Below are 21533 nucleotides of genomic sequence, written 5' to 3' on the forward strand. Positions count from 1 at the left end.
CCCTCACACCACAGCGTTATAGAACTGCTCGCTGCTCTTCTGCTCCACCAACGCCTGCTCGATCGCCGCCTGATGCACTTCATCCGCGTGTTCTTCACGAGCTTCCGGGAGGATGCCCAGGCGCGAGAACAGTTGCATGTCCTTGTCAGCCTGCGGGTTGGCGGTGGTCAGCAATTTGTCGCCGTAGAAAATCGAGTTGGCGCCGGCGAAGAACGCCAGGGCCTGCATCTGCTCGTTCATTGCCTCACGACCGGCCGACAGGCGTACATGGGACTGCGGCATCAGGATGCGCGCCACGGCGAGCATGCGGATGAAGTCGAATGGGTCGATGTCTTCGGCGTTTTCCAGCGGCGTACCGGCCACTTTCACCAACATGTTGATCGGCACCGACTCCGGATGCTCCGGCAGGTTGGCCAGTTGGATCAGCAAATTGGCGCGGTCGTCGAGGGACTCGCCCATGCCGAGGATGCCACCGGAGCAGATCTTCATCCCCGAATCCCGCACGTAGGCCAGGGTTTGCAGGCGCTCGCTATAGGTGCGGGTGGTGATGATGCTGCCGTAGAACTCGGGCGACGTATCCAGGTTGTGGTTGTAATAGTCCAGGCCGGCCTGGGCCAGGGCTTCGGTCTGGTCCTGGTCGAGGCGGCCAAGGGTCATGCACGTTTCCAGGCCCATGGCCTTCACGCCTTTGACCATCTGCAGCACGTAGGGCATGTCTTTGGCCGACGGGTGCTTCCAGGCGGCGCCCATGCAGAAGCGGGTCGAGCCGATAGCTTTGGCGCGGGCAGCCTCTTCGAGGACCTTCTGCACTTCCATCAGCTTCTCTTTTTCCAGGCCAGTGTTGTAGTGGCCCGACTGCGGACAATATTTGCAATCTTCCGGGCAGGCGCCGGTCTTGATCGACAGCAGCGTCGACACCTGGACACGGTTGGCGTCGAAATGCGCGCGGTGCACGGTCTGCGCCTGGAACAGCAGGTCATTGAACGGCTGTACGAACAGTGCCTTGACTTCGGCGAGGGACCAATCGTGACGCAAAGTGGCGGTGGTGCTGGCGCTCATGGGCGATTCCTTGATTATGCTTTGGCAAGCGCTGCGGGAAGGGCAATACCCACAGGCACGACACGGATGCTCGGCATATTTAAGGAAGATTCATGCACTGTCAACCAGCCTACAAACACCAGGTTTACATCTGGTTAAAAAACACCCAAACCTGTTTAATCTGCGATGAGGCCACGCAATCAGCCGACTCTGTGTGCAACGTCTGCGAAACCGAGCTGCCGTGGCTGATAGAACACTGCAACCTGTGCGCCCTGCCCTTGCCGATGGAGGGGTTGATCTGCGGCCAATGCCAGAAACATCCGCCGGCCTTTAAACAGGTGATCGCGCCCTGGACCTACAGCTTTCCGGTCGACAGCCTGATCAGCCGCTTCAAGCACCAAGCGCGCTGGCCCCTGGGGCAGATGCTGGCGCGGCTGTTGGCGCAGCATATGCAACATCGCTTCGACAACACCGGACTCACACGCCCCGACTGCCTGCTGCCGGTACCCATGGCCCGCAAGCGCCTGCGTGAACGCGGCTATAACCAGGCCTTGATGCTGGCGCGCTGGCTCAGCCACGACTTGCACATTCCCTACGATGAACACCTGTTGTTACGCCCCCATGAAACCGTGGCGCAACAAGCCCTCGATGCCAAGACCCGACAACGCAACCTGCTCGGCGCTTTCGCCCTGGCGCCCGACGCACGGGTGCAAGGCCGTCACTTCGCGCTGGTGGACGACGTACTCACCACTGGCGCGACCGCCCACAGCCTGGCGCGGTTGTTGATGAATGCCGGCGCACGACAAGTCGATGTGTACTGCGTGGCCCGCACGCCCAAACCGGGCAGTTGACTTGACTCCGGCCACCCTTGCCCGCAACGTTCGGCTTATCCCATCGAAGCGTATGCCCATGTCTCTGCCAACGTCCCTCAGTCAACACATCATCCGCCGTCCCCAGCGCATTGCCTTGCTGGCGCACATCGCTGAGCAGGGCTCCATCACCCGCGCGGCAAAGAGCGCGGGCTTGAGCTACAAAGCGGCGTGGGATGCCATCGACGAGTTGAACAACTTGGCGCAAAAGCCCTTGGTAGAACGCAGTGTCGGCGGTAAAGGCGGCGGCGGCGCCAGGTTGACGGTCGAAGGTGAGCGTGTGTTGCGTCTTTACCAGCGCCTGCAAGTGGTGCAGGCCGAAGTGCTGGGCTCGGACGAAGCCGCCAGCGATTTCAATCTACTGGGCCGCTTGATGCTGCGCACCAGCGCACGTAACCAACTGCATGGCCAGGTCGTCGCCATCGAGCAGCATGGCCGCAATGATCTGATCCGCCTGCAACTGGCCGGGGGGCTGACCCTGGCTGCGCAGATCACCCACGACAGCACCCAGCGACTGGAGCTGGAAACCGGCGTGGAAGTGGTCGCACTGATAAAGGCCGGCTGGCTGGAATTGCTCGCACCCGATGCCTTCGCAACAACTGGACACAATTGCATGAGCGGCATCGTCGACGCCATTCTCGACGCAGAGGACGGGCCCAGCGAAGTGCGTGTCACCCTGCCCAGCGGCCAGGTTTTGTGCGCCCTGGCGCAGCCCGCCACGCTCAAGGCGCTGCGCGTGACCGAAGGCAAAGCGATCCAGGTTCAATTTGCGCCGAGTAATGTGCTGCTCGGCACGCCGGTGTAAGGGGTCCGCTATTTAAACTGCAACAATTTCGTCACGCCCGCTCCTTATGGTGTCTGCAAAAACCGCAGGGAGCCTGAGATGAGCCTATTAGAAGAAAACCAAGCCACCGACCTTGAGCAAATGGTCGGCCTCACCCGCCGCCGCTTCATCGGCGCCGGTGCCCTGTGCGGTGCCGCGATGTTCCTGGGTGGCAACCTGCTGAGCCGCAGCGCTCTCGCCGTCAACGCCGCCAGCGCCAGCCCGTTGCTGGGCTTCACCAGCATCGCCGCCGCCACCAGCGACGCCATCACCTTGCCGCCGGGCTACAGCGCGTCGGTGCTGATCAGCTGGGGCCAGCCGCTGAGCAAGAACGCGCCGGCCTTCGACCCGTCCGGCAACGGCACGGCCAAGGCCCAGGAACAGCAGTTCGGCGACAACAACGACGGCATGAGCCTGTTTGCCTTCCCCGGTGACGACAACCGCGCGCTGATGGCGATCAACAACGAATACACCAACTACCGCTACCTCTTCGCCCACGGCGGCGCGCCGCAATCGGCCGAAGACGTGCACAAGGCCCAGGCCAGCGAAGGCGTGTCGGTCATCGAAGTGCGGCGCAAGGGCGACACCTGGCAGTTCGTGCAGGACTCGCGTTACAACCGCCGCATCCACGGCAACTCGCCGATCCGCCTCAGTGGCCCCGCCGCCGGCCACGACTGGCTGAAAACCAGCGCCGACAAATCCGGCAAAAAAGTCCTGGGCACCTTCCAGAACTGTGCCAACGGCAAGACGCCATGGGGCACTTATCTGACGTGTGAAGAGAACTTCACCGACTGTTTCGGCAGCAGCAACCCACAACAAACCTTCGATGCCGGGCAGAAACGCTATGGCGTGGTCGCCGCCAGCAAAGACATCAACTGGCATCAGCACGACCCGCGTTTCGATATGGCCAAGAACCCCAACGAACTCAACCGCCACGGTTGGGTGGTGGAAATCGACCCGTTCGACCCGCAATCCACCCCAGCCAAACGCACAGCCCTGGGCCGCTTCAAGCACGAAAACGCCGCCCTGGCCGAAACCCGCGACGGCCGCGCCGTGGTGTACATGGGCGACGATGAGCGCGGCGAGTTCATCTACAAGTTCGTCAGCCGCGACAAGATCAACCACAAGAACCCCAAGGCCAACAAAGACCTGCTCGACCACGGCACCTTGTATGTGGCGATCTTCGACGCGGGCGACGGCAACGCCGACCACCCCAAGGGCAAGGGCCAATGGGTCGAGCTGACCCACGGCAAAAACGGCATCGACGCCAGCACCGGCTTCGCCAGCCAGGCCGAAGTGCTGATCCACGCGCGCCTAGCCGCCAGTGTGGTGAAAGCCACGCGCATGGACCGCCCGGAATGGATCGTGGTCAGCCCCACCGACGGCCAGGTCTATTGCACCCTGACCAACAACGCCAAGCGCGGTGAAGAGGGCCAGCCGGTGGGAGGCCCCAACCCGCGTGAGAAAAACGTCTACGGCCAGATCCTGCGCTGGAAGGCCGACGCCGATAACCACGGCGCCTCGGAATTCACCTGGGACCTGTTCGTGGTGGCCGGCAACCCTGGCGTGCACGCCGGCACGCCGAAGGGTGGTTCGTCGAACATCAACCCGCAGAACATGTTCAACAGCCCGGACGGGTTGGGCTTCGACAAGGCCGGGCGATTGTGGATCCTGACGGATGGGGACTACAGCAACGCAGGTGACTTCGCCGGCATGGGCAACAACCAGATGTTGTGTGCTGACCCTTCCACCGGGGAAATCCGCCGCTTCATGGTCGGACCGGTGGCCTGTGAAGTGACGGGCATCAGCTTCTCGCCGGATCAAAAGACGCTGTTTGTGGGGATCCAGCACCCAGGCGAAACCGGTGGTTCGACTTGGCCGGAGCATCTGCCGAATGGCAAGCCGCGCTCGTCGGTGATGGCGATTCGGCGGGATGACGGCGGTATCGTCGGCGCCTGATAGGGCCTCTGTGGTGAGGGGGCTTGCCCCACTCACCACAACAGCACAGTCACCACCTATCTCAACGTTGGTGGGTTACCATACCCGGCCGGACGCGGCGCCCTGCTGCGCGCAGGAGTTCGCATGGCCCACCCGTTTGAAACACTCACGCCCGACCTGGTGCTCGACGCTGTCGAAAGCATCGGTTTTCTCAGCGATGCTCGCGTTCTGGCGCTCAACAGCTACGAAAACCGCGTCTATCAAGTGGGCATCGAAGACTCGGAACCGCTGATCGCCAAGTTCTATCGGCCGCAGCGTTGGACCAACGAGGCAATCCTCGAAGAACACCGCTTCACTTTCGAACTGGCCGAATGCGAAGTGCCGGTGGTCGCGCCATTGATCCACAACGGCGAAAGCCTGTTCGAACACGCCGGTTTCCGCTTCACCCTGTTCCCCCGCCGTGGCGGCCGTGCGCCGGAGCCGGGTAATCTCGATCAGCTGTATCGCCTTGGGCAATTGCTCGGACGTTTGCATGCGGTGGGCTCCACCCGCCCGTTCGAACACCGCGAAGCCTTGGGCGTGAAGAACTTCGGTCACGACTCACTCACCACCTTGCTTGAAGGCAATTTCATTCCCAAGAGCCTGCTGCCGGCCTACGAGTCCGTGGCCCGCGACCTGCTCAAGCGTGTGGAAGAGGTGTACAAAGCCACGCCGCACAAGAACATCCGCATGCACGGCGATTGCCACCCCGGCAACATGATGTGCCGCGACGAGATGTTCCATATCGTCGACCTGGACGACTGCCGCATGGGCCCGGCGGTGCAAGACCTGTGGATGATGCTCGCCGGAGATCGTCAGGAATGTCTGGGACAGTTGTCGGAACTGATGGACGGCTACCAGGAATTCCATGACTTCGACCCGCGTGAACTGGCGCTGATCGAACCGCTGCGTGCCTTGCGCCTGATGCACTACAGCGCCTGGCTGGCACGGCGTTGGGACGACCCGGCGTTCCCCCACAGCTTCCCGTGGTTTGGCAGCGAGCGGTATTGGGGCGATCAGGTGTTGGCATTGCGCGAACAATTGGCCGCCTTGAATGAAGAGCCATTGAAGCTGTTTTGACGGACAAATATCCTTACAATCGCGCTTTGTTAGCTGCCTAAGCAAGGATTCTGCAATGCAAGCCGCCAACCCCCGCAAGGGGTACATCCTGGGCCTGAGCGCCTACGTCATCTGGGGTCTGTTCCCGCTCTACTTCAAAGCCATCGCCAGCGTGCCCGCCGCCGAGATCATCGTGCACCGCGTTTTGTGGTCGGCGTTGTTCGGCGGTTTGCTGTTGATGGTGTGGAAGCATCCCGGCTGGTTCCGCGAGTTGCGCGACAACCCCAAGCGCCTGGCGATCCTGGCCCTCAGTGGTTCACTGATTGCGGGTAACTGGCTGACGTATGTGTGGTCGGTGAACACCGGGCGCATGCTGGAAGCGAGCCTGGGTTACTACATCAACCCATTGGTGAACGTGGTGCTGGGCATGCTGATCCTGGGTGAGCGCCTGCGCCGCTTGCAGTGGGTCGCCGTCGGGCTGGCGGCCGTGGGTGTGGCCCAACAGGTGTGGCAGGTCGGCAGCTTGCCGTGGGTGTCGCTGGTGCTGGCGTTGACCTTTGGCTTCTACGGGCTGATTCGCAAGCAGGCGCCGGTCAAGGCGCTGCCGGGGCTGGTGGTGGAAACCTGGATGCTGGTGCCGATTGCAGTTGCCTGGTTGCTGTTCAACCCGACCGCCCATAGCGCGCAGATGGCGTTCTGGAGTACGTCCGAAGCCTGGTGGCTGGTGGCGGCCGGCCCGGTGACGCTGATCCCGCTGGTGTGTTTCAACGCCGCCGCACGGCATTTGCCCTACACAGCGTTGGGCTTTTTGCAGTACGTCGCGCCGACCCTGGTATTGCTCGAAGCCGTGCTGCTGTTCGGCGAACACCTGGCACCGAGCACGCTGACCGCGTTCGCCTTCATCTGGGCGGGGCTGGTGGTGTATAGCGTGGATATCTGGCTCAGCGTGCGCAAACGTTGATCAAATAACGTACAAACCTCTGCAGGCTACAGGGCGCGTGGCTTGCAGACATCCACCCCAAGGTTATCCACAACCTGGTCCCCGCCATTTGTGCACAAGCTTTTGAAATTGCTCGTTTTTTGCTCAAACAGCGAAGAACCCCGGCCGGCGTGGGCTGGCGAGGGGTCTCTACAGGTTATCCACAGGCCCATGCAAGATTTCCATGCATAACCCTGTGGGCAGATTATTCCTCGTCATTTATTCCTCGTGGTGCAGTTCCACCATCAAGTCATCGGCCAGGGTTTCCAGGGACAGCTGCAAGGTGTCCAGGGATAACGCGGTCGGCACCTGCAACAGCGCCTCGGCGGTAAACAACGGATCGCCGCTCATGGGGGCCGGGCGCACATCGGTGCTCAGGCTCTCCAGGTTCACGCCCTGCTGGCTCAGCAGCGCGGTGATCTCGCGCACAATGCCCGCACGGTCATTGCCCACCAGCGTCATCATGATCGATTTGGACGCCGACGCTTGCCCACTACTGCCCTCGCCCACCAGCACGCGAATGCCATGGGTGGATAAATCCTCCAACGCCCCGACCAACGCCTGACGGTGCTCTGTAGGCACGCTGACCCGCAGGATCCCGGCAAACTGCCCGGCCATGTGCGCCATGCGGCTTTCCAGCCAGTTGCCACCGTGGGCGGCGATATTCTGCGCGATGCGCTCGACCAGGCCGGGTTTGTCGGCAGCGATAATTGTGAGTACAAGATGGTCCATGGCAACGCCCTCTGGAATTCAATCTACAAGGTGGACCCGAAGGCCCTCGATAACAAATCGTGTACCATTTTTATATTTATCTGGAACAATCCAATAGTTTTTTGAGAACATCCGGTTCTCCGCTGTGACCGTACGACCAAAGTGGGTCGCTAAACGACGTATTTAGTCTAATTTTCACAACCGCAAGTCATCATGTAGTATGCGCAACCTGGCACTACATAATGAAAATCTAAAAAGCGCTTAAGCTGTGCAGAGTGAGGCAAGCAATGACTGAACACGTTCAAGTCGGTGGCCTGCAGGTCGCCAAAGTCCTGTTCGACTTCGTGAACAACGAAGCCATTCCCGGCACCGGCATTACTGCCGACCAGTTCTGGGCCGGTGCCGACAAGGTCATCCATGACCTGGCCCCGAAGAACAAAGCCCTACTCGCCAAACGCGACGATTTCCAAGCGCGGATCGATACCTGGCACCAGACTCATGCCGGCCAGGCGCACGACCCGGTGGCCTACAAAGCCTTCCTGCAAGACATTGGATACCTGCTGCCAGAAGCCGTGGACTTCCAGGCCACGACCCAAAACGTCGATGACGAGATCGCCCGCATGGCCGGCCCGCAGCTGGTAGTGCCGGTGATGAACGCCCGCTTCGCCCTCAACGCCTCGAATGCGCGCTGGGGCTCGCTGTACGACGCGCTGTATGGCACCGACGCCATCAGCGAAGCCGACGGCGCCGAAAAGGGCCAGGGCTACAACAAAGTGCGTGGCGACAAGGTCATCGCCTTCGCCCGCGCCTTCCTCGATGAGGCCGCACCGCTCAGCGCCGGCAGCCACGTCGATTCCACCGGCTACAAGATCGTCGACGGCACGCTGATCGTCAGCCTCAAGGGCGGCAGCAACAGCGGCCTGCGCGACGACGCACAGTTGATCGGTTTCCAGGGCCCTGCGGCCGAGCCGATTGCGATCCTGCTGAAACACAACGGCCTGCACTTCGAAATCCAGATCGACGCCAGCACCCCGGTCGGGCAGACCGATGCCGCCGGCGTCAAAGACGTGCTGATGGAAGCCGCGCTGACCACCATCATGGACTGCGAAGACTCCGTCGCCGCCGTCGATGCCGATGACAAAGTGGTGATCTACCGCAACTGGCTCGGCCTGATGAAGGGCGACCTGGCCGAAGAAGTGGCCAAGGGCGGCAAGACCTTCACCCGCACCATGAACGCCGACCGCGTTTATACCGGCGTGGATGGCCAGGACGTGACGCTGCACGGTCGCTCGCTGTTGTTCGTGCGCAACGTGGGTCACCTGATGACCATCGATGCGATCCTCGACAAAGACGGCAACGAAGTGCCGGAAGGCATCCTCGACGGCCTGGTCACCAGCCTCGCCGCGACCCACAGCCTCAACGGCAACAACAGCCGCAAGAACAGCCGCACCGGTTCGGTGTACATCGTTAAGCCGAAGATGCACGGCCCGGAAGAAGCTGCGTTCACCAACGAGCTGTTCGGCCGCATCGAAGACGTGCTGAAGCTGCCGCGCAACACGCTGAAAGTCGGGATCATGGACGAGGAGCGCCGCACCACGGTCAACCTCAAGGCCTGCATCAAGGCGGCCAGCGAGCGCGTGGTGTTTATCAACACCGGCTTCCTCGACCGTACCGGCGACGAGATCCACACCTCCATGGAAGCCGGCGCGATGGTGCGCAAGGCCGCGATGAAGGCGGAAAAATGGATCGGCGCCTACGAAAACTGGAACGTCGATATCGGCCTGAGCACCGGTCTGCAAGGTCGCGCGCAGATCGGTAAAGGCATGTGGGCCATGCCCGACCTGATGGCGGCGATGCTCGAACAGAAAATCGCCCACCCACTGGCCGGCGCTAACACCGCCTGGGTGCCGTCGCCTACAGCGGCAGCCCTGCACGTGTTGCATTATCACAAGGTTGACGTATTCGCCCGCCAGGCCGAACTGGCCAAGCGCGAGCGTGCGTCCGTGGACGACATCCTGACCATTCCTCTGGCCAGCAATACCGATTGGTCCGACGAAGAGATCCGCAACGAACTGGACAACAACGCCCAAGGCATCCTCGGTTATGTGGTCCGTTGGATCGACCAAGGCGTCGGTTGCTCGAAAGTGCCGGACATCAACGATGTGGGCCTGATGGAAGACCGCGCCACCCTGCGCATCTCCAGCCAGCACATCGCCAACTGGCTGCGCCACGGCATCGTCAACCAAGACCAGGTGATGGAAAGCCTCAAGCGCATGGCGCCGGTGGTGGACCGTCAGAACGCTGGGGATAAGTTGTACCGTCCACTGGCACCGGATTTCGACAGCAACATCGCGTTCCAGGCAGCGGTGGAGCTGGTGATTGAAGGGACCAAGCAGCCGAATGGCTATACCGAGCCGGTGTTGCATCGTAGGCGTCGGGAGTTCAAGGCCAAGAATGGCCTGTAAATGAAAAGAGCCCCGGTCGAGAGACCGGGGCTTTTTTCATTGCAGGCCAAGTCAGTCCGAATTGTTCACGAACGTCCCATTGATTACGACCTCAGTGCTACCGGACCCAAATCGAACATTCAGCAAGATGCCGGTGTGCTGATAGCTTGTACCGAATTCAGGACGAACAACAGACAAGAAAATCTGCCCCGACACAGGGCTGGAATGCAGCACGCCGTTGAGATCTCGATACGTCATATTCGCCCAACCGCCCGGGTTTGGAGCGACCTCGAATACATGGATGCCATTCGGAACGTTGTGTCCATAGTCGATCTGAATACGCTCTGGGTCGGCTCCCAATATGGCAGTCCATGACAAATACCCGAAAACCTCATTGGCGACGAAAAAGCGCGGTGTATTTTGTTCAAGTACGAGGACGTAGGAATTACCCGTCTGCGCTTTGGCCCTGGCCTCATTTAGATCTTTGTCTTCTACTTCAAATGGCTTGGTACTCATGACGAACTCCTGTTCAAAGGGTTTCGAGGCACCAGTCTTGCAAAGTGCTCTCCATACCACTGAACAATAATTCCGCCTACACGCCTACTGTCATAAATGACAGTCCCGACAGACGTTACCTACTGCGCCATCCCCAACTCCCGCTTCACCATCTTCGCCAACTTCACGCTATCAATTGGCTTCAACAAAAAATCCACCACACTCAAATGCATCGCATCGATCACGTCCGGCGCTTCGGCATCCCCCGACATGATGATGATCGGTAGCGCCGCACGGGTGGACTCACGCACTTGTCGGATGAGTTCCAGGCCATTGCTGGGCGCCATGCGCAGGTCAGTGATCAGCAAACCGATGGAGCTGCTCGACTTCAACAAATCCCACGCCGCCTCACCACTGTCGGCGGTCATGCAGCGAATACCGTCCAGCCCCAGGATTTCCGCCAGCAGTTCGCGTGCGTCCTTGTCGTCGTCGACGATCAACACGCGTTGTGGCGGTAAATCAGGCTCCAGCATCACGGCGCTCAGCGCCTCGCGCTCGGCATCACTCAAAATATCGTGGTCGGACATACGGTTCTCAGCAGTTCTCATCAATCTCCCAGCACACTCGTCAGACATCTGCGGAAGGGCGATCAATGTGCACTTCGTCGGAAAGTTTGCCTAGTGGGCGTTCTACGGGTTTTGGACGATAGTCATGTAAGGTTTTTCCCTAGGTGTGTGCCGTTTGTATCGACCTAGACTTACGTCCAATGGGCACCCGCTGCGCAGGAGTCGACCATGAGGGACGATAACGACAAAAAAACTGCGGTCATTGTTATGAGTAAAGCTGATGCCTTCGCCCAGGCGGGGAAAACTGCTGTGTTGCAAAATATCCACGGCACCCTGCAGTTCCTGCAACGCTTCCCGCCGTTCAACCAGATGGAAAACGCCCACTTGGCGTTTTTGGTGGAACAGTGCCAGTTACGCTTCTATGGCCCCGGCGACAGCATCCTCAAACCGTCGGGCGGGCCGGTGGAGCACTTTTATATCGTCAAGCAGGGCCGGGTGGTCGGTGAGCGGCCAGACAGCGCCGAAACCACGTTTGAAATCACCACTGGCGAATGCTTCCCCCTCGCCGCACTGTTGGGCGAACGCGCGACGCGCACCGAGCACAAGGCCGCCGAAGACACCTTCTGCCTGCAACTGAACAAACCGGCGTTCATCAAGCTGTTTGCACTCTCCAGCCCGTTTCGCGATTTTGCCCTGCGCGGCGTCAGCAGCCTGTTGGATCAGGTGAATCAGCAGGTGCAGCAAAAAGCCGTGGAAACCCTCGGCACTCAATATTCCCTGAACACGCGGCTCGGTGAATTGGCCATGCGCCACCCCGTCACGTGCAGCCCCGCCACGCCGCTGCGCGAAGCCGTCACGCTGATGCATGAGCAACAGGTCGGCAGCATCGTGATCGTGGATGAACACAAGGCGCCCCTGGGGATTTTCACCCTGCGCGACCTGCGCCAGGTGGTGGCCGATGGCACCAGCGATTTCAGCCAGGCCATCGAAGGGCATATGACCCAGGCACCGTTCTTCCTGACGCCGGACCACAGCGCCTTCGACGCCGCGATCGCCATGACCGAGCGGCATATTGCCCACGTCTGCCTGGTCAAGGACCAGCGCCTGTGCGGCGTGGTGTCCGAGCGCGATCTGTTTTCCCTGCAACGGGTGGACCTGGTGCACCTGGCGCGCACCATCCGCAATGCGCCGAAGGTGGACAATCTGGTGGCGATTCGCGGCGAGATCGGCCAGTTGGTCGAACGCATGCTGGCCCATGGTGCCTCGTCCACCCAGATCACCCACATCATTACGCTGCTCAACGATCACACCGTGTGCCGGGTGATCGAGCTGACCCTGGCCGAAAAAGGCGACCCCGGCGTGCCCTTCAGTTGGTTGTGCTTTGGCAGCGAAGGCCGCCGCGAGCAGACCCTGTACACCGATCAGGACAACGGCATCCTGTTTGATGCCAAGGACGCGGCCGAAGCCGCGGCGATCCGAGGCCGGTTGTTGCCGCTGGCGCAGCAGATCAACCAGAGCCTGGCGCTGTGTGGGTTCAGCCTGTGCAAAGGCAACATCATGGCCGGCAACCCGGAGCTGTGCCTGTCACGGGCGGAATGGGCGCGACGGTTTGCAGCGTTTATCCGCGAAGCCACGCCGGAGAATCTGCTGGGTTCCAGCATCTATTTCGATCTGCGTGTGGTGTGGGGCGATGAACGCGGCTGCGAGCAATTGCGCCAAGGTATTCTCGACCAGGTGGCGGACAACCGGTTGTTTCAACGCATGTTGGCCGAAAACGCGTTGCGCCAGCGGCCGCCCGTAGGACGTTTCCGCGAATTTGTACTCACGCGTAAAGGCGGCGAAAAAGCCACGCTCGACCTCAAGGTGCAGGGCCTGACCCCTTTTGTCGACGGCGCGCGCCTGTTGGCCCTGGCCAATGGCATCCACGCCAACAACACCCTGGAGCGCCTGCGCCAGTTAGTGTTCAAGGAGGTGATCGAGCCCCTGGACGGCGCGGCGTATGAAGAGGCCTACCACTTTATCCAGCAGACCCGCATGCAGCAGCACCAACTGCAAACCCGCGAGAATCAGCCGTATTCCAACCGTGTCGACCCGGACAGCCTCAATCATCTGGACCGGCGCATCCTGCGTGAATCCCTGCGCCAGGCCCAGCGCCTGCAAAGCAGCCTGACATTGCGGTATCAGCTGTGAGCTTGTTCAACTGGCTGCGTAAGAAAGCGCCCGGGCTCGACAGCGCGCAACAGCAGCGCCTGGCGCAACTGCGCAAACCCACACCGCTGGGCGACGTCACCCTGCGCAACCAGCGCTGGGTGGTGGTGGACCTGGAAACCAGCGGCCTCAACCTCAACCGTGACCAGGTGCTGTCGATTGGCGCGGTGGTGATCGAAGATGGCGCGGTGGATTTCTCGCAACTGTTCGAACGCACGCTGCAACGGACCGAAACCAAACTCAGCCCCAGCGTGTTGATCCACGGCCTCGGCCCCAGTGCGATTGCCGCCGGCAGCGATCCGGTCGATGCGTTACTGGACTTCATGGACTTTGTGGGCGACAGCCCATTGCTTGCCTTCCATGCGCCGTTCGATCAACACATGCTGTGCCGGGCGCTCAAGGACAGCCTGGGTTATCGCCTGGCCCATCCGTTTCTCGATGTTGCAGACATTGCCCCGCTGCTGTGCCCGGATGCGCATATTCGCGAGGCCGGGTTGGACGACTGGATCAACCACTTCCACCTGCATGTGGGCGAGCGCCACCACGCCAGCGCCGATGCCCTGGCCACGGCGGAGCTGATGCTGATCCTGTTCAGCCGCGCGCGCCAGCAACACATCGACACGACACAGGCGTTGCAAGAGCGTTTGAGCCAATGGAAACGGCGTCAACACGCGCCATCGTTTTAATGTCATCTCCCGACAGACGCCAATTGCGCCCACTCCACGGCTCTGACACAATCGCGAATAATTCTCGTTAGTTTAAACATCGCGTTTACCAGGTGATGCCTTGTCGTCGATCCAGAACCCACACAGTGAGCTTGTTGGCGCGTTGTATCGCGACCATCGTGGCTGGCTGTTGGCCTGGCTTCGACGCAACGTGGCCTGCCCAAGCCGCGCCGAAGACCTGAGCCAGGACACCTTCATGCGCCTGCTCGGCCGTGATGAGTTGCGTGAACCCCGCGAACCAAGGGCGTTCCTGGTGGCAATCGCCAAGGGCTTGTTGTTCGACTACTTCCGTCGCGCGGCCCTGGAACAGGCGTACCTCACTGAACTGATGCTGATCCCGGAAAGCGAACACCCGTCGCCGGAAGAACAGCAACTGATCCTCGAAGACCTCAAGGCCATCGACCGCCTGCTCGGCAAGCTGTCGAGCAAGGCCCGCGCCGCCTTCCTCTATAACCGCCTCGACGGCATGGGCCACGCCGAAATCGCCCAACGCCTCGGCGTGTCGGTACCCCGCGTGCGCCAGTACTTGGCCCAGGGCATTCGCCAGTGCTACATCGCGCTGTATGGCGAGCCGCTGTGACGGTGATCAGCTCCAAACCCGTCTCGGCCCGCGTGCTGGATGCGGCGATTGCGTGGCAGCTGTCCCTCGACTCGGGCGACGGCAGCGTAATTGAGCGTGAAGAATTCGATAAATGGCTGGCCAGCGACGAAGAACACGTCCGCGCCTGGCGCCAGTTGGGCATGCTCGACCAGCGTTTCAGCGTAGCCTCGGGCCCGGCGCGGGCGGCGTTGCTGCAATCGCGTGAAGGCATTCGCCAGCGCGTGCGCAAGCTGGGCAGTGGCCTTGCCAGCATCGCGCTGGTGATTGGCCTGGCGCTGTTTGCCGGTGAACGCTATGTGCCGATCCACTATTGGCTGGCCGACCAACGCACCGCCACCGGCGAGCAGCGCACGCTGAAGCTGGCGGACGGCACGCTGATCAACCTCAACACCCACAGCGCCATCGACGTGCGTTTTGACGAAAAACGCCGACTGATCGTGTTGCAGGAAGGCGAAATCCTGGTCGAGACCGGCCACAACGATGCGCGGCCATTCTATGTGCAAACCCGCGACGGCAGCCTGCGGGCGCTGGGTACGCGGTTTATCGTCAGGCGCGAAGACGACGCTACGCGCTTGAGCGTGCTGCAATCGGCCGTGGCCGCCCAGCCCGAAGCGCTGAATCAGGAACAGATCTTCAAGGAAGGCCAGCAAGTGCTGATGCGCAGCGATGGTCTCGGCCCTGCGCTTGCCGTCACCCCCGCCACCGACGCCTGGACGCGCGGCATGCTGGTAGTCGACAACGCGCGCCTGGGCGATGTGGTTGCGGAGCTCAGCCGTTACCGCACCGGTTACCTGGGGGTGGATAAACACGTCGCTGACCTGCGCATCACTGGCAGCTTCCCGCTGCACGACACCACGCTGGCGCTCAACGCGCTGCTGCCGACGCTGCCGGTGCAGATCGAGCAGCACACGCCGTGGTGGGTGACCGTGATCGGCAAGGCACCCGCGGCCAAATAAAAAATATTTTCATCCTGCCCTATCACTTTTCGATTCTCGTTCGGCACCTAGGCAATTGCGAAATATTTCCATTCAGGAGCCGCCCTATGTCCCGCACGCTAGACACCTTGTTGCGCCCCAGCCTGTTAGCCGTGGCGATTGCCCTCAGCGCCCCGCTGGCCAGCACTTCGCTGATCGCCGCGGAACAGGCGTCCAGCGTGCGCACCTACAATCTGCCGGCGGCCCCCCTGGCCACCACCCTGAACCAGATCGCCAGCCAGGGCGGCCTGGCGCTGACCCTCAGCCCGGCCTTGGCGTCGGGCAAGACCTCGGCGCCGGTCAAGGGCCAGTTCGATGCTCCGGGCGCGCTGCGTGAAGCACTGCGTGGCACGGGGTTGCAGCTTGAGCAGAGTACGGCGGGGACCTACACCCTGGTGGCGATTCCAGAAGGCGTCGTGGCGTTGCCGACCACCAACATCACCGGCCAGGACAGCTATGAAAGCGCCTGGGGCCCGGTCGACGGTTACCTGGCCAAGCGCACCGCCGCCGGCACCAAGACCGACACCGCGCTGGTCGAGGCACCGCGTTCGATCTCGGTCGCCACCCGCGAGCAGATGCAAGACCGCAACGTGCAAAACCTGGATGACGCCGTCAAGTACATGCCGGGCATCGTGTCCGCCAGCTACGGCAGCGACACCCGCTACGACTGGATGCGTGTGCGCGGTTTCGAACCCACCCAGTTCCTCGACGGCCTGCCGCTGCCGCGTGGCGTGTACGCCAACCCGAAGGCTGAGACCTGGAACCTCGACCGCCTCGCCCTGCTGCGCGGCCCGGCCTCCTCGGTATACGGCCAGACCCCGCCGGGCGGCCTGTTAGACATGGTCAGCCGCCGTCCCAGCGAGGAGTCGAGCCACGCCGTCCAGGTGCAATACGGCAGCGATAACTACCGTCAGATCAACTTCGCCAGCACCGGCAAGATCGACGATGACGGCCAGTTCCTCTACGGCCTCAGCGGCGTGGTGCGCGACGCCGGCACTCAGGTCGACCACATCGACAACAAGCGCTACAACCTTGCGCCAAGCCTGACGTGGAACATCGATCCGGATACCAAGCTGACCTTCTTGTCGCAGTTCACGCGGGACGATACCGGCACGACCAGCCAGTTCATGCCGATCCAGGGCACCAAGATCAAGTCGCCGCTGGGTGACGTTTCCCACCACAAGAACCTGGGCGACCCGGACTACGAGTTCTACGATCGCACCTACTACGCGCTGGGCTATGCGTTCGAACACCGTTTCAACGACACCTGGCAGTTCAAGCAGAACCTGCGCTACACCAAGTCGGAACTGGACTTCCGGCAGTTGACCGTCGGCTCCTATGCATTTTCCCCGGCAAATGCCGCGGGCGATATCAGCCGCTCGACCACCAACGTCAACGAAAGCATTGGCCAGTTCGCGGTGGATAACAATTTCCAGGCGGATTTCGCCACGGGCGACGTTATCCACACCCTGTTGCTCGGCCTGGATCACCAACGCACCGACACGTCCTACCGTGCGATTTACGGAACCGCGTCAAACATCAACATCTTCAACCCGATCAACACCACGCCGACGCTGCGCCCAACCGGCGTGCGGCCTTTCTACGACTACAACCAGAAAACCGTGCAAACCGGCCTCTACGTGCAGGACCAGATGGCCTTGGACAAATGGCGCCTGACCCTGGGCGGGCGTGAAGACTGGGTGCATCAGGGCACCACGTACTTCAACGATAACGACGCGACCAACACCGACCGCATCAAGCATTTCAGCGGCAACGCGGCGCTGAGCTACGTGTTCGACTCGGGCTTCGTACCGTACTTGTCCTACGCCGAGTCCTTCCAGCCGGCGAGCAACGCCGATACCAATGCCACCAAGACCTTCAAACCGACGGAAGGCAAGCAGTGGGAAATGGGCGTCAAGTATCAGCCGCCCGGCTCCAACACGTTGCTGAGCGCAGCGGTGTACGACCTGACCCAGAAAAACGTGCAGGTCACGACGCTCGGCGCAGGGGGCCAGCAAATCAACAGCCAGACCGGCGAAGTGAAGGTCAAGGGCCTGGAGCTGGAAGCCGTGTCTGACGTGACCGAGAACCTCAAAGTCATCGCCGCCTACACCTTGGCCAAATCCGAGGTGCAAAAGGGCATCTACAAAGGCAACCGCCTAACGTTGATGCCTAACCAGCAAGCCTCGCTGTGGACTGACTACACGTGGCACACTGGCCCGCTCGATGGCTTCGGCATCGGCTTCGGCGCGCGCTACACCGGCAACACCTACGGCGACCAGGCCAACACCTGGCTCGGCAAGGCCAACGCCTATACCGTGTTCGACGGTTCGGTGCATTACGACCTGGGCCGCCTGGACAACAGCCTCAAAGGCGCATCGGTCAAGTTGAATGCCACCAACCTGTTCAACAAGGACTACCTGTCGACCTGCGATGGCAACTACTGCTACTTCGGCGACCAACGCAGCGTCGTCGCCAGCGCCACCTACCAGTGGTAATCGGCTGAGTTAACCCCAGGCCGCCCCCGTGGGCGGCTTTGGTGTGTCTGAAGGTTGAAAAAATGAAAAGCAAAACCATCCGCCGCTGGTCCTTCATCCACACTTGGACCAGCCTGATCTGCACGGTATTCCTGCTGCTGCTCGCGCTCACTGGCCTGCCGTTGGTGTTTCACCATGAGATCGATCATCTGCTGGGCAACGAGCCGGAACTGGCGCAAATGCCTGCTGACACGCCGCAGCTCAACCTCGAACAACTCGTCAGCGCCGCCCAGGCCCATCGCCCCGGCGATGCCCTGCAATACCTGGCCTGGGACGAGGATGACAAGAACGGCGTGATCGCGATCATGGCCGCCACCGCTGGCACCGAGCCCAACGCGTCCCACACCTTCATGCTTGATGCGCGCACCGGTGAAGCCGTGGAAACCCCGGCGGCCAACGGTGGATTCACCTTGTTTCTGCTGCGCCTGCACGTGGACATGTTCGCCGGCCTGCCGGGCAAGTTGCTGCTGGCGTTCATGGGCATTCTGTTTGTGCTGGCGATTATCTCGGGCACGGTGCTGTACCTGCCGTTCATGCGTCGCCTGAAGTTCGCCACGGTGCGCCAGGACAAATCCACGCGCCTGCGCTGGCTCGACCTGCATAACCTGATCGGCGTGGTCACCCTGACCTGGGCCTTGGTGGTGGGCGTGACCGGCGTGATCAGCGCCTGCGCCGACCTGATCATCGCCGCCTGGCGCCAGGACAGTCTAAGCGCCATGATCGAGCCCTACAAAAACGCCCCGCCGCTGACCCAGCGCGCACCGGCTACCGAACTGCTGACCATCGCCGCCAAGGCCGCCCCCGGCATGGAGCCGGACTTCATCGCCTTCCCCGGCACGCGCTTTTCCAGCGAGCACCACTACGCCGTGTTCATGAAGGGCAGCACCCACCTGACCTCGCACCTGCTCACGCCGGTGCTGATCGACGCCAGCACCCTCGCTGTCACCGCCATCGCCAAACGGCCGTGGTACATGGACGCCATGGGCATGTCCCAGCCGCTGCACTTCGGTGACTACGGCGGCATGCCGATGAAAGTCCTTTGGGCAGCGCTGGATGTGCTGACCATCATCGTGCTGGTCAGTGGGATTTACTTGTGGATGGTGCGGCGCAAGGCGGGCAAGGCATGAAGCCGCGTCAATCGAACTTCTGGAAAGTGTTTGGTATCCCGCTGGGGATCGGCCTGCTCAGCGCGGCCGGGTTGTTTGCGGCGTTGCTGGGGGACGGGCTGTGGGATTCGCTCAGTTGGGTCGGCTTGGGCATTCCCGCTGCAATTGGCACTTGGGCCTTGCTCAAGCGGTGAGATAGATTAGCCCGGCCCTTTCTTGAGGAATGCCCATGTCCGCTCCCAGCATGACCTTGTTCCACAACCCCGCTTCCCCCTTCGTGCGTAAGGTGCGCGTGCTGCTGGCTGAAACCGGCCAGCAGGACCGCGTCGCGCTGCACGGCTGCATGCCGACCCCGGTCAACCCGGATGCGCAGGTGGTGCAAGGCAACCCCGTGGGCAAGATCCCGGCCCTGCGCCTGGCCGATGGCACGGTATTGCACGACAGCCGGGTGATCCTCGATTACTTCGATCACCAGCACGTCGGTAACCCACTGATTCCCCGCGACGGCTCGGCCCGCTGGCGCCGCCTGACCCTGGCCTCGATGGCCGACGGCATCATGGATGCCGCCGTGTTGGTGCGCTACGAAACGGCCCTGCGTCCAGCCGAAAAGCACTGGGACCAGTGGCTCGATGAGCAGCGCAACAAGATCCGCCGCAGCCTCTCTGAATTGGAGGCGGATGCGATTGCCGAACTGACCAGCCACTTCGACATCGCCGCCATCAGCGTGGCCTGCGCCTTGGGTTACCTCGACTTCCGCCATCCGGACATGCAATGGCGCCTGGATAACCCGCAGCTTGCCGCCTGGTATGCCGAGGTCAGCCAGCGGCCTTCGATGCAACAGACCCAACCCCCGGTGTAAGATTTTACTGTGGCGAGGGAGCTTGCTCCCGTTGGACTGCGTAGCAGGCCCATTCTTTGGGGCCGCTTCGCGGCCCAGCGGGAGCAAGCTCCCTCGCCACAGAAAATAGCTGATTAATCCGTAGCACCAATTTTTCCCGCTCCAGCCTATCCTCCCGCAACCCGATCATTGCACCGCCTCCAGGTCAAACTCCAAAGGCTCAACCGCCTTGCGCTTGCCCACGCCATACCAATCCAACTTGCGTGTCAGCACCATCACCGTGCCCAGCAGGCCGAACAGCAGCAACGAGCCCATCAGCAACGCGTAATCCTCGGCACTCAACAGCCCGTACAACAAGCCATACAACGCCGCCAACCCCGCTGAAAACCCCAGCCCGTGAGCGACGCTGCGCAGCACGTGGCACACATAGAAGCCAATCAACAACACACAGGCGCTGGCAGAGATGAGGTAAGCCAGGGCGAACCCGATGTGCTCGGACAACGACAGCAACAACAGGTAGAACAACGCCAGCGCAAACCCCACCAACGCGTATTGGATTGGATGCACCGCCAGGCTCTTGAGCACTTCGAACAGGAAGAAGCCGGCGAAGGTCAGGGCGATGAACAGCAGCGCGTATTTGATCGCACGATCGCTCTTGAGGTACTGGTCCACCGGGTCGATGAAGTTCACGCCGAAGCTGCGGTTGTTGAAGTCTTCACAGCCCTGCTTGTCCAGACAGGTTTGCAGGGCTTGTTCAAGGTTGGTGGAGAAGAACGAGGTCTGCCAATTAGCGGTAAAACCCTTATCGGTAATCTCACGTTGTGCCGGCAGGAAATTGCCGATGAAGCTGGGATGTGGCCAGTTGGAAGCGAGTGACACCTGGCTGGTCTTGCCCACCGGCACCACTTGCAGTTGCTCGGTGCCTTGCAGGCGCAGGTCGAAGGCGAAGTCCACGACGTTGGGCTTTTTGCTGTCGTGCTCCGGCAGTGTCACGTGCACGCCCTCACCCAGCCAGTCCACCTGGGAGCCGGGCTCGAACTCCAGTTGCTGGCTGCCCAGCTCCAGTTTCAGCGCGTTCTCGATGCCGCGAATATCGCTGATGCCCACCGCCAGAAACGCCGGCTCAAAACGGTAATCGGCAAAATTCTCCGTAATGCCCAATTGCGCAGGCAGCTCGAAACGCCCGCTGATGCGGTTGTCGGCATGGAACAGCCGCGCCTGGTAGATGCCCCGCGCACGCAGTTCGGTTTGCACTTTGCCGTCGAGTTCAAATCGATCCGGCAGGAAATACAGACGACCGCGCTCTTCCCGGGTGACTTCGTAGCGTTTATTGAGCTTTTCATTGAGCTTCCACTCGCGCACGGTCTTGCGATAAGGCACCACCATCACCGGGCCGGTGAGGCGCTGGCTGTAGCTGGAGCTGCGGGCAATGTCATCCAACACCTGATCACGCGTGAACTGGCGGTCGGCGATGATGCCGTTGATCATCAGCAATGGAATCAGCAATACCAGCATCAGCAGCGCAATCGCGCCAAGTTTGAAAAGCAGGCTGCGGTTCATGGGTCTCTCCCTGTTTTGATGGG

The 21533-nt window shown here is 61.3% G+C and carries 19 protein-coding genes and 1 pseudogene; 14 read left to right on the plus strand and 6 right to left on the minus strand.

Annotated elements, in window-relative coordinates:
* Window positions 1-3: 3 nt before the first annotated feature.
* Window positions 4-1059, minus strand: a complete 1056-nt coding sequence (gene bioB / locus AYR47_RS04260) for a biotin synthase BioB (RefSeq protein ID WP_016977842.1) — start codon at window positions 1057-1059, stop codon at window positions 4-6.
* A 92-nt stretch (window positions 1060-1151) separates the two neighbouring features.
* On the opposite strand from bioB, the gene AYR47_RS04265 reads away from it, so the two are divergent.
* The 5 genes from AYR47_RS04265 to rarD all read left to right on the plus strand — a co-directional run bounded on the left by AYR47_RS04265 (window position 1152) and on the right by rarD (window position 6727).
* Window positions 1152-1889 (plus strand): ComF family protein, encoded by a 738-nt coding sequence (locus AYR47_RS04265; protein WP_061434385.1) that lies wholly within the window; start codon window positions 1152-1154, stop codon window positions 1887-1889.
* A gap of 58 nt (window positions 1890-1947) precedes the next feature.
* Window positions 1948-2712: a TOBE domain-containing protein gene (locus AYR47_RS04270; protein WP_061434387.1), complete on the plus strand. Its 765-nt coding sequence runs from the start codon at window positions 1948-1950 to the stop codon at window positions 2710-2712.
* A 78-nt stretch (window positions 2713-2790) separates the two neighbouring features.
* Window positions 2791-4689 carry a PhoX family protein gene (locus AYR47_RS04275; protein WP_061434389.1) on the plus strand — a complete coding sequence of 633 codons (1899 nt, stop codon included), beginning with the start codon at window positions 2791-2793 and terminating at the stop codon, window positions 4687-4689.
* 123 nt (window positions 4690-4812) lie between these two features.
* Complete coding sequence (locus tag AYR47_RS04280) at window positions 4813-5787, plus strand: serine/threonine protein kinase (protein ID WP_016977838.1); 975 nt, start codon at window positions 4813-4815, stop codon at window positions 5785-5787.
* Between the two features lie 55 nt (window positions 5788-5842).
* Window positions 5843-6727: an EamA family transporter RarD gene (rarD, locus tag AYR47_RS04285; RefSeq protein WP_033898075.1), complete on the plus strand. Its 885-nt coding sequence runs from the start codon at window positions 5843-5845 to the stop codon at window positions 6725-6727.
* A gap of 237 nt (window positions 6728-6964) precedes the next feature.
* On the opposite strand, the gene AYR47_RS04290 is transcribed toward rarD, so the two are convergent.
* Window positions 6965-7477: a glycine cleavage system protein R gene (locus AYR47_RS04290; RefSeq protein ID WP_033898074.1), complete on the minus strand. Its 513-nt coding sequence runs from the start codon at window positions 7475-7477 to the stop codon at window positions 6965-6967.
* 266 nt (window positions 7478-7743) lie between these two features.
* Between AYR47_RS04290 and AYR47_RS04295 the strand changes: the two genes are divergently transcribed.
* Window positions 7744-9921 (plus strand): malate synthase G, encoded by a 2178-nt coding sequence (locus AYR47_RS04295; RefSeq protein WP_061434391.1) that lies wholly within the window; start codon window positions 7744-7746, stop codon window positions 9919-9921.
* Between the two features lie 51 nt (window positions 9922-9972).
* Here the strand turns inward: AYR47_RS04295 and AYR47_RS04300 are convergent, their stop codons facing one another.
* Window positions 9973-10416 carry a hypothetical protein gene (locus AYR47_RS04300; protein ID WP_033898072.1) on the minus strand — a complete coding sequence of 148 codons (444 nt, stop codon included), beginning with the start codon at window positions 10414-10416 and terminating at the stop codon, window positions 9973-9975.
* A 119-nt stretch (window positions 10417-10535) separates the two neighbouring features.
* Window positions 10536-10982 carry a response regulator gene (locus AYR47_RS04305; protein WP_025857000.1) on the minus strand — a complete coding sequence of 149 codons (447 nt, stop codon included), beginning with the start codon at window positions 10980-10982 and terminating at the stop codon, window positions 10536-10538.
* Between the two features lie 246 nt (window positions 10983-11228).
* Here AYR47_RS04305 and AYR47_RS04310 point away from each other — a divergent pair, with 246 nt between their 5' ends.
* From AYR47_RS04310 to AYR47_RS04340, 8 genes are all read left to right on the plus strand, one after another.
* A complete protein-coding gene (locus AYR47_RS04310; RefSeq protein WP_208603925.1) occupies window positions 11229-13151 on the plus strand; it encodes a putative nucleotidyltransferase substrate binding domain-containing protein in 1923 nt (640 codons plus the stop codon).
* Window positions 13148-13855 (plus strand): 3'-5' exonuclease, encoded by a 708-nt coding sequence (locus tag AYR47_RS04315; protein ID WP_061434395.1) that lies wholly within the window; start codon window positions 13148-13150, stop codon window positions 13853-13855. The genes AYR47_RS04310 and AYR47_RS04315 overlap by 4 nt, the downstream gene beginning before the upstream one ends.
* Window positions 13856-13955: 100 nt before the next feature.
* Complete coding sequence (locus AYR47_RS04320) at window positions 13956-14474, plus strand: RNA polymerase sigma factor (protein ID WP_016977831.1); 519 nt, start codon at window positions 13956-13958, stop codon at window positions 14472-14474.
* The gene (locus AYR47_RS04325; protein ID WP_061434397.1) at window positions 14471-15451 is read left to right on the plus strand and encodes a FecR domain-containing protein; all 981 of its coding nucleotides are present in this window, start codon (window positions 14471-14473) and stop codon (window positions 15449-15451) included. Before AYR47_RS04320 ends, AYR47_RS04325 begins: the two co-directional genes overlap by 4 nt.
* An 86-nt stretch (window positions 15452-15537) precedes the next feature.
* A complete protein-coding gene (locus AYR47_RS04330; RefSeq protein WP_061434399.1) occupies window positions 15538-17967 on the plus strand; it encodes a TonB-dependent siderophore receptor in 2430 nt (809 codons plus the stop codon).
* A gap of 62 nt (window positions 17968-18029) precedes the next feature.
* Window positions 18030-19133, plus strand: a complete 1104-nt coding sequence (locus AYR47_RS04335; protein ID WP_061434401.1) for a PepSY-associated TM helix domain-containing protein — start codon at window positions 18030-18032, stop codon at window positions 19131-19133.
* A complete protein-coding gene (locus tag AYR47_RS32665; RefSeq protein ID WP_098467484.1) occupies window positions 19130-19306 on the plus strand; it encodes a hypothetical protein in 177 nt (58 codons plus the stop codon). The genes AYR47_RS04335 and AYR47_RS32665 overlap by 4 nt, the downstream gene beginning before the upstream one ends.
* Window positions 19307-19341: 35 nt before the next feature.
* A complete protein-coding gene (locus AYR47_RS04340) occupies window positions 19342-19971 on the plus strand; it encodes a glutathione S-transferase N-terminal domain-containing protein (protein ID WP_061434403.1) in 630 nt (209 codons plus the stop codon).
* Here the strand turns inward: AYR47_RS04340 and AYR47_RS33305 are convergent.
* Window positions 19971-20073 (minus strand): annotated as a pseudogene (locus tag AYR47_RS33305) (N-acetyltransferase); the annotation flags it as partial. The gene AYR47_RS04340 and the pseudogene AYR47_RS33305 sit on opposite strands and share 1 nt — an antisense overlap.
* A gap of 63 nt (window positions 20074-20136) precedes the next feature.
* Complete coding sequence (gene creD / locus AYR47_RS04345) at window positions 20137-21510, minus strand: cell envelope integrity protein CreD (protein ID WP_061434404.1); 1374 nt, start codon at window positions 21508-21510, stop codon at window positions 20137-20139.
* Between the last annotated feature and the right edge of the window lie 23 nt (window positions 21511-21533).

It is taken from the genome of Pseudomonas azotoformans (genome assembly GCF_001579805.1).
Lineage (GTDB): Bacteria > Pseudomonadota > Gammaproteobacteria > Pseudomonadales > Pseudomonadaceae > Aquipseudomonas > Aquipseudomonas azotoformans_A.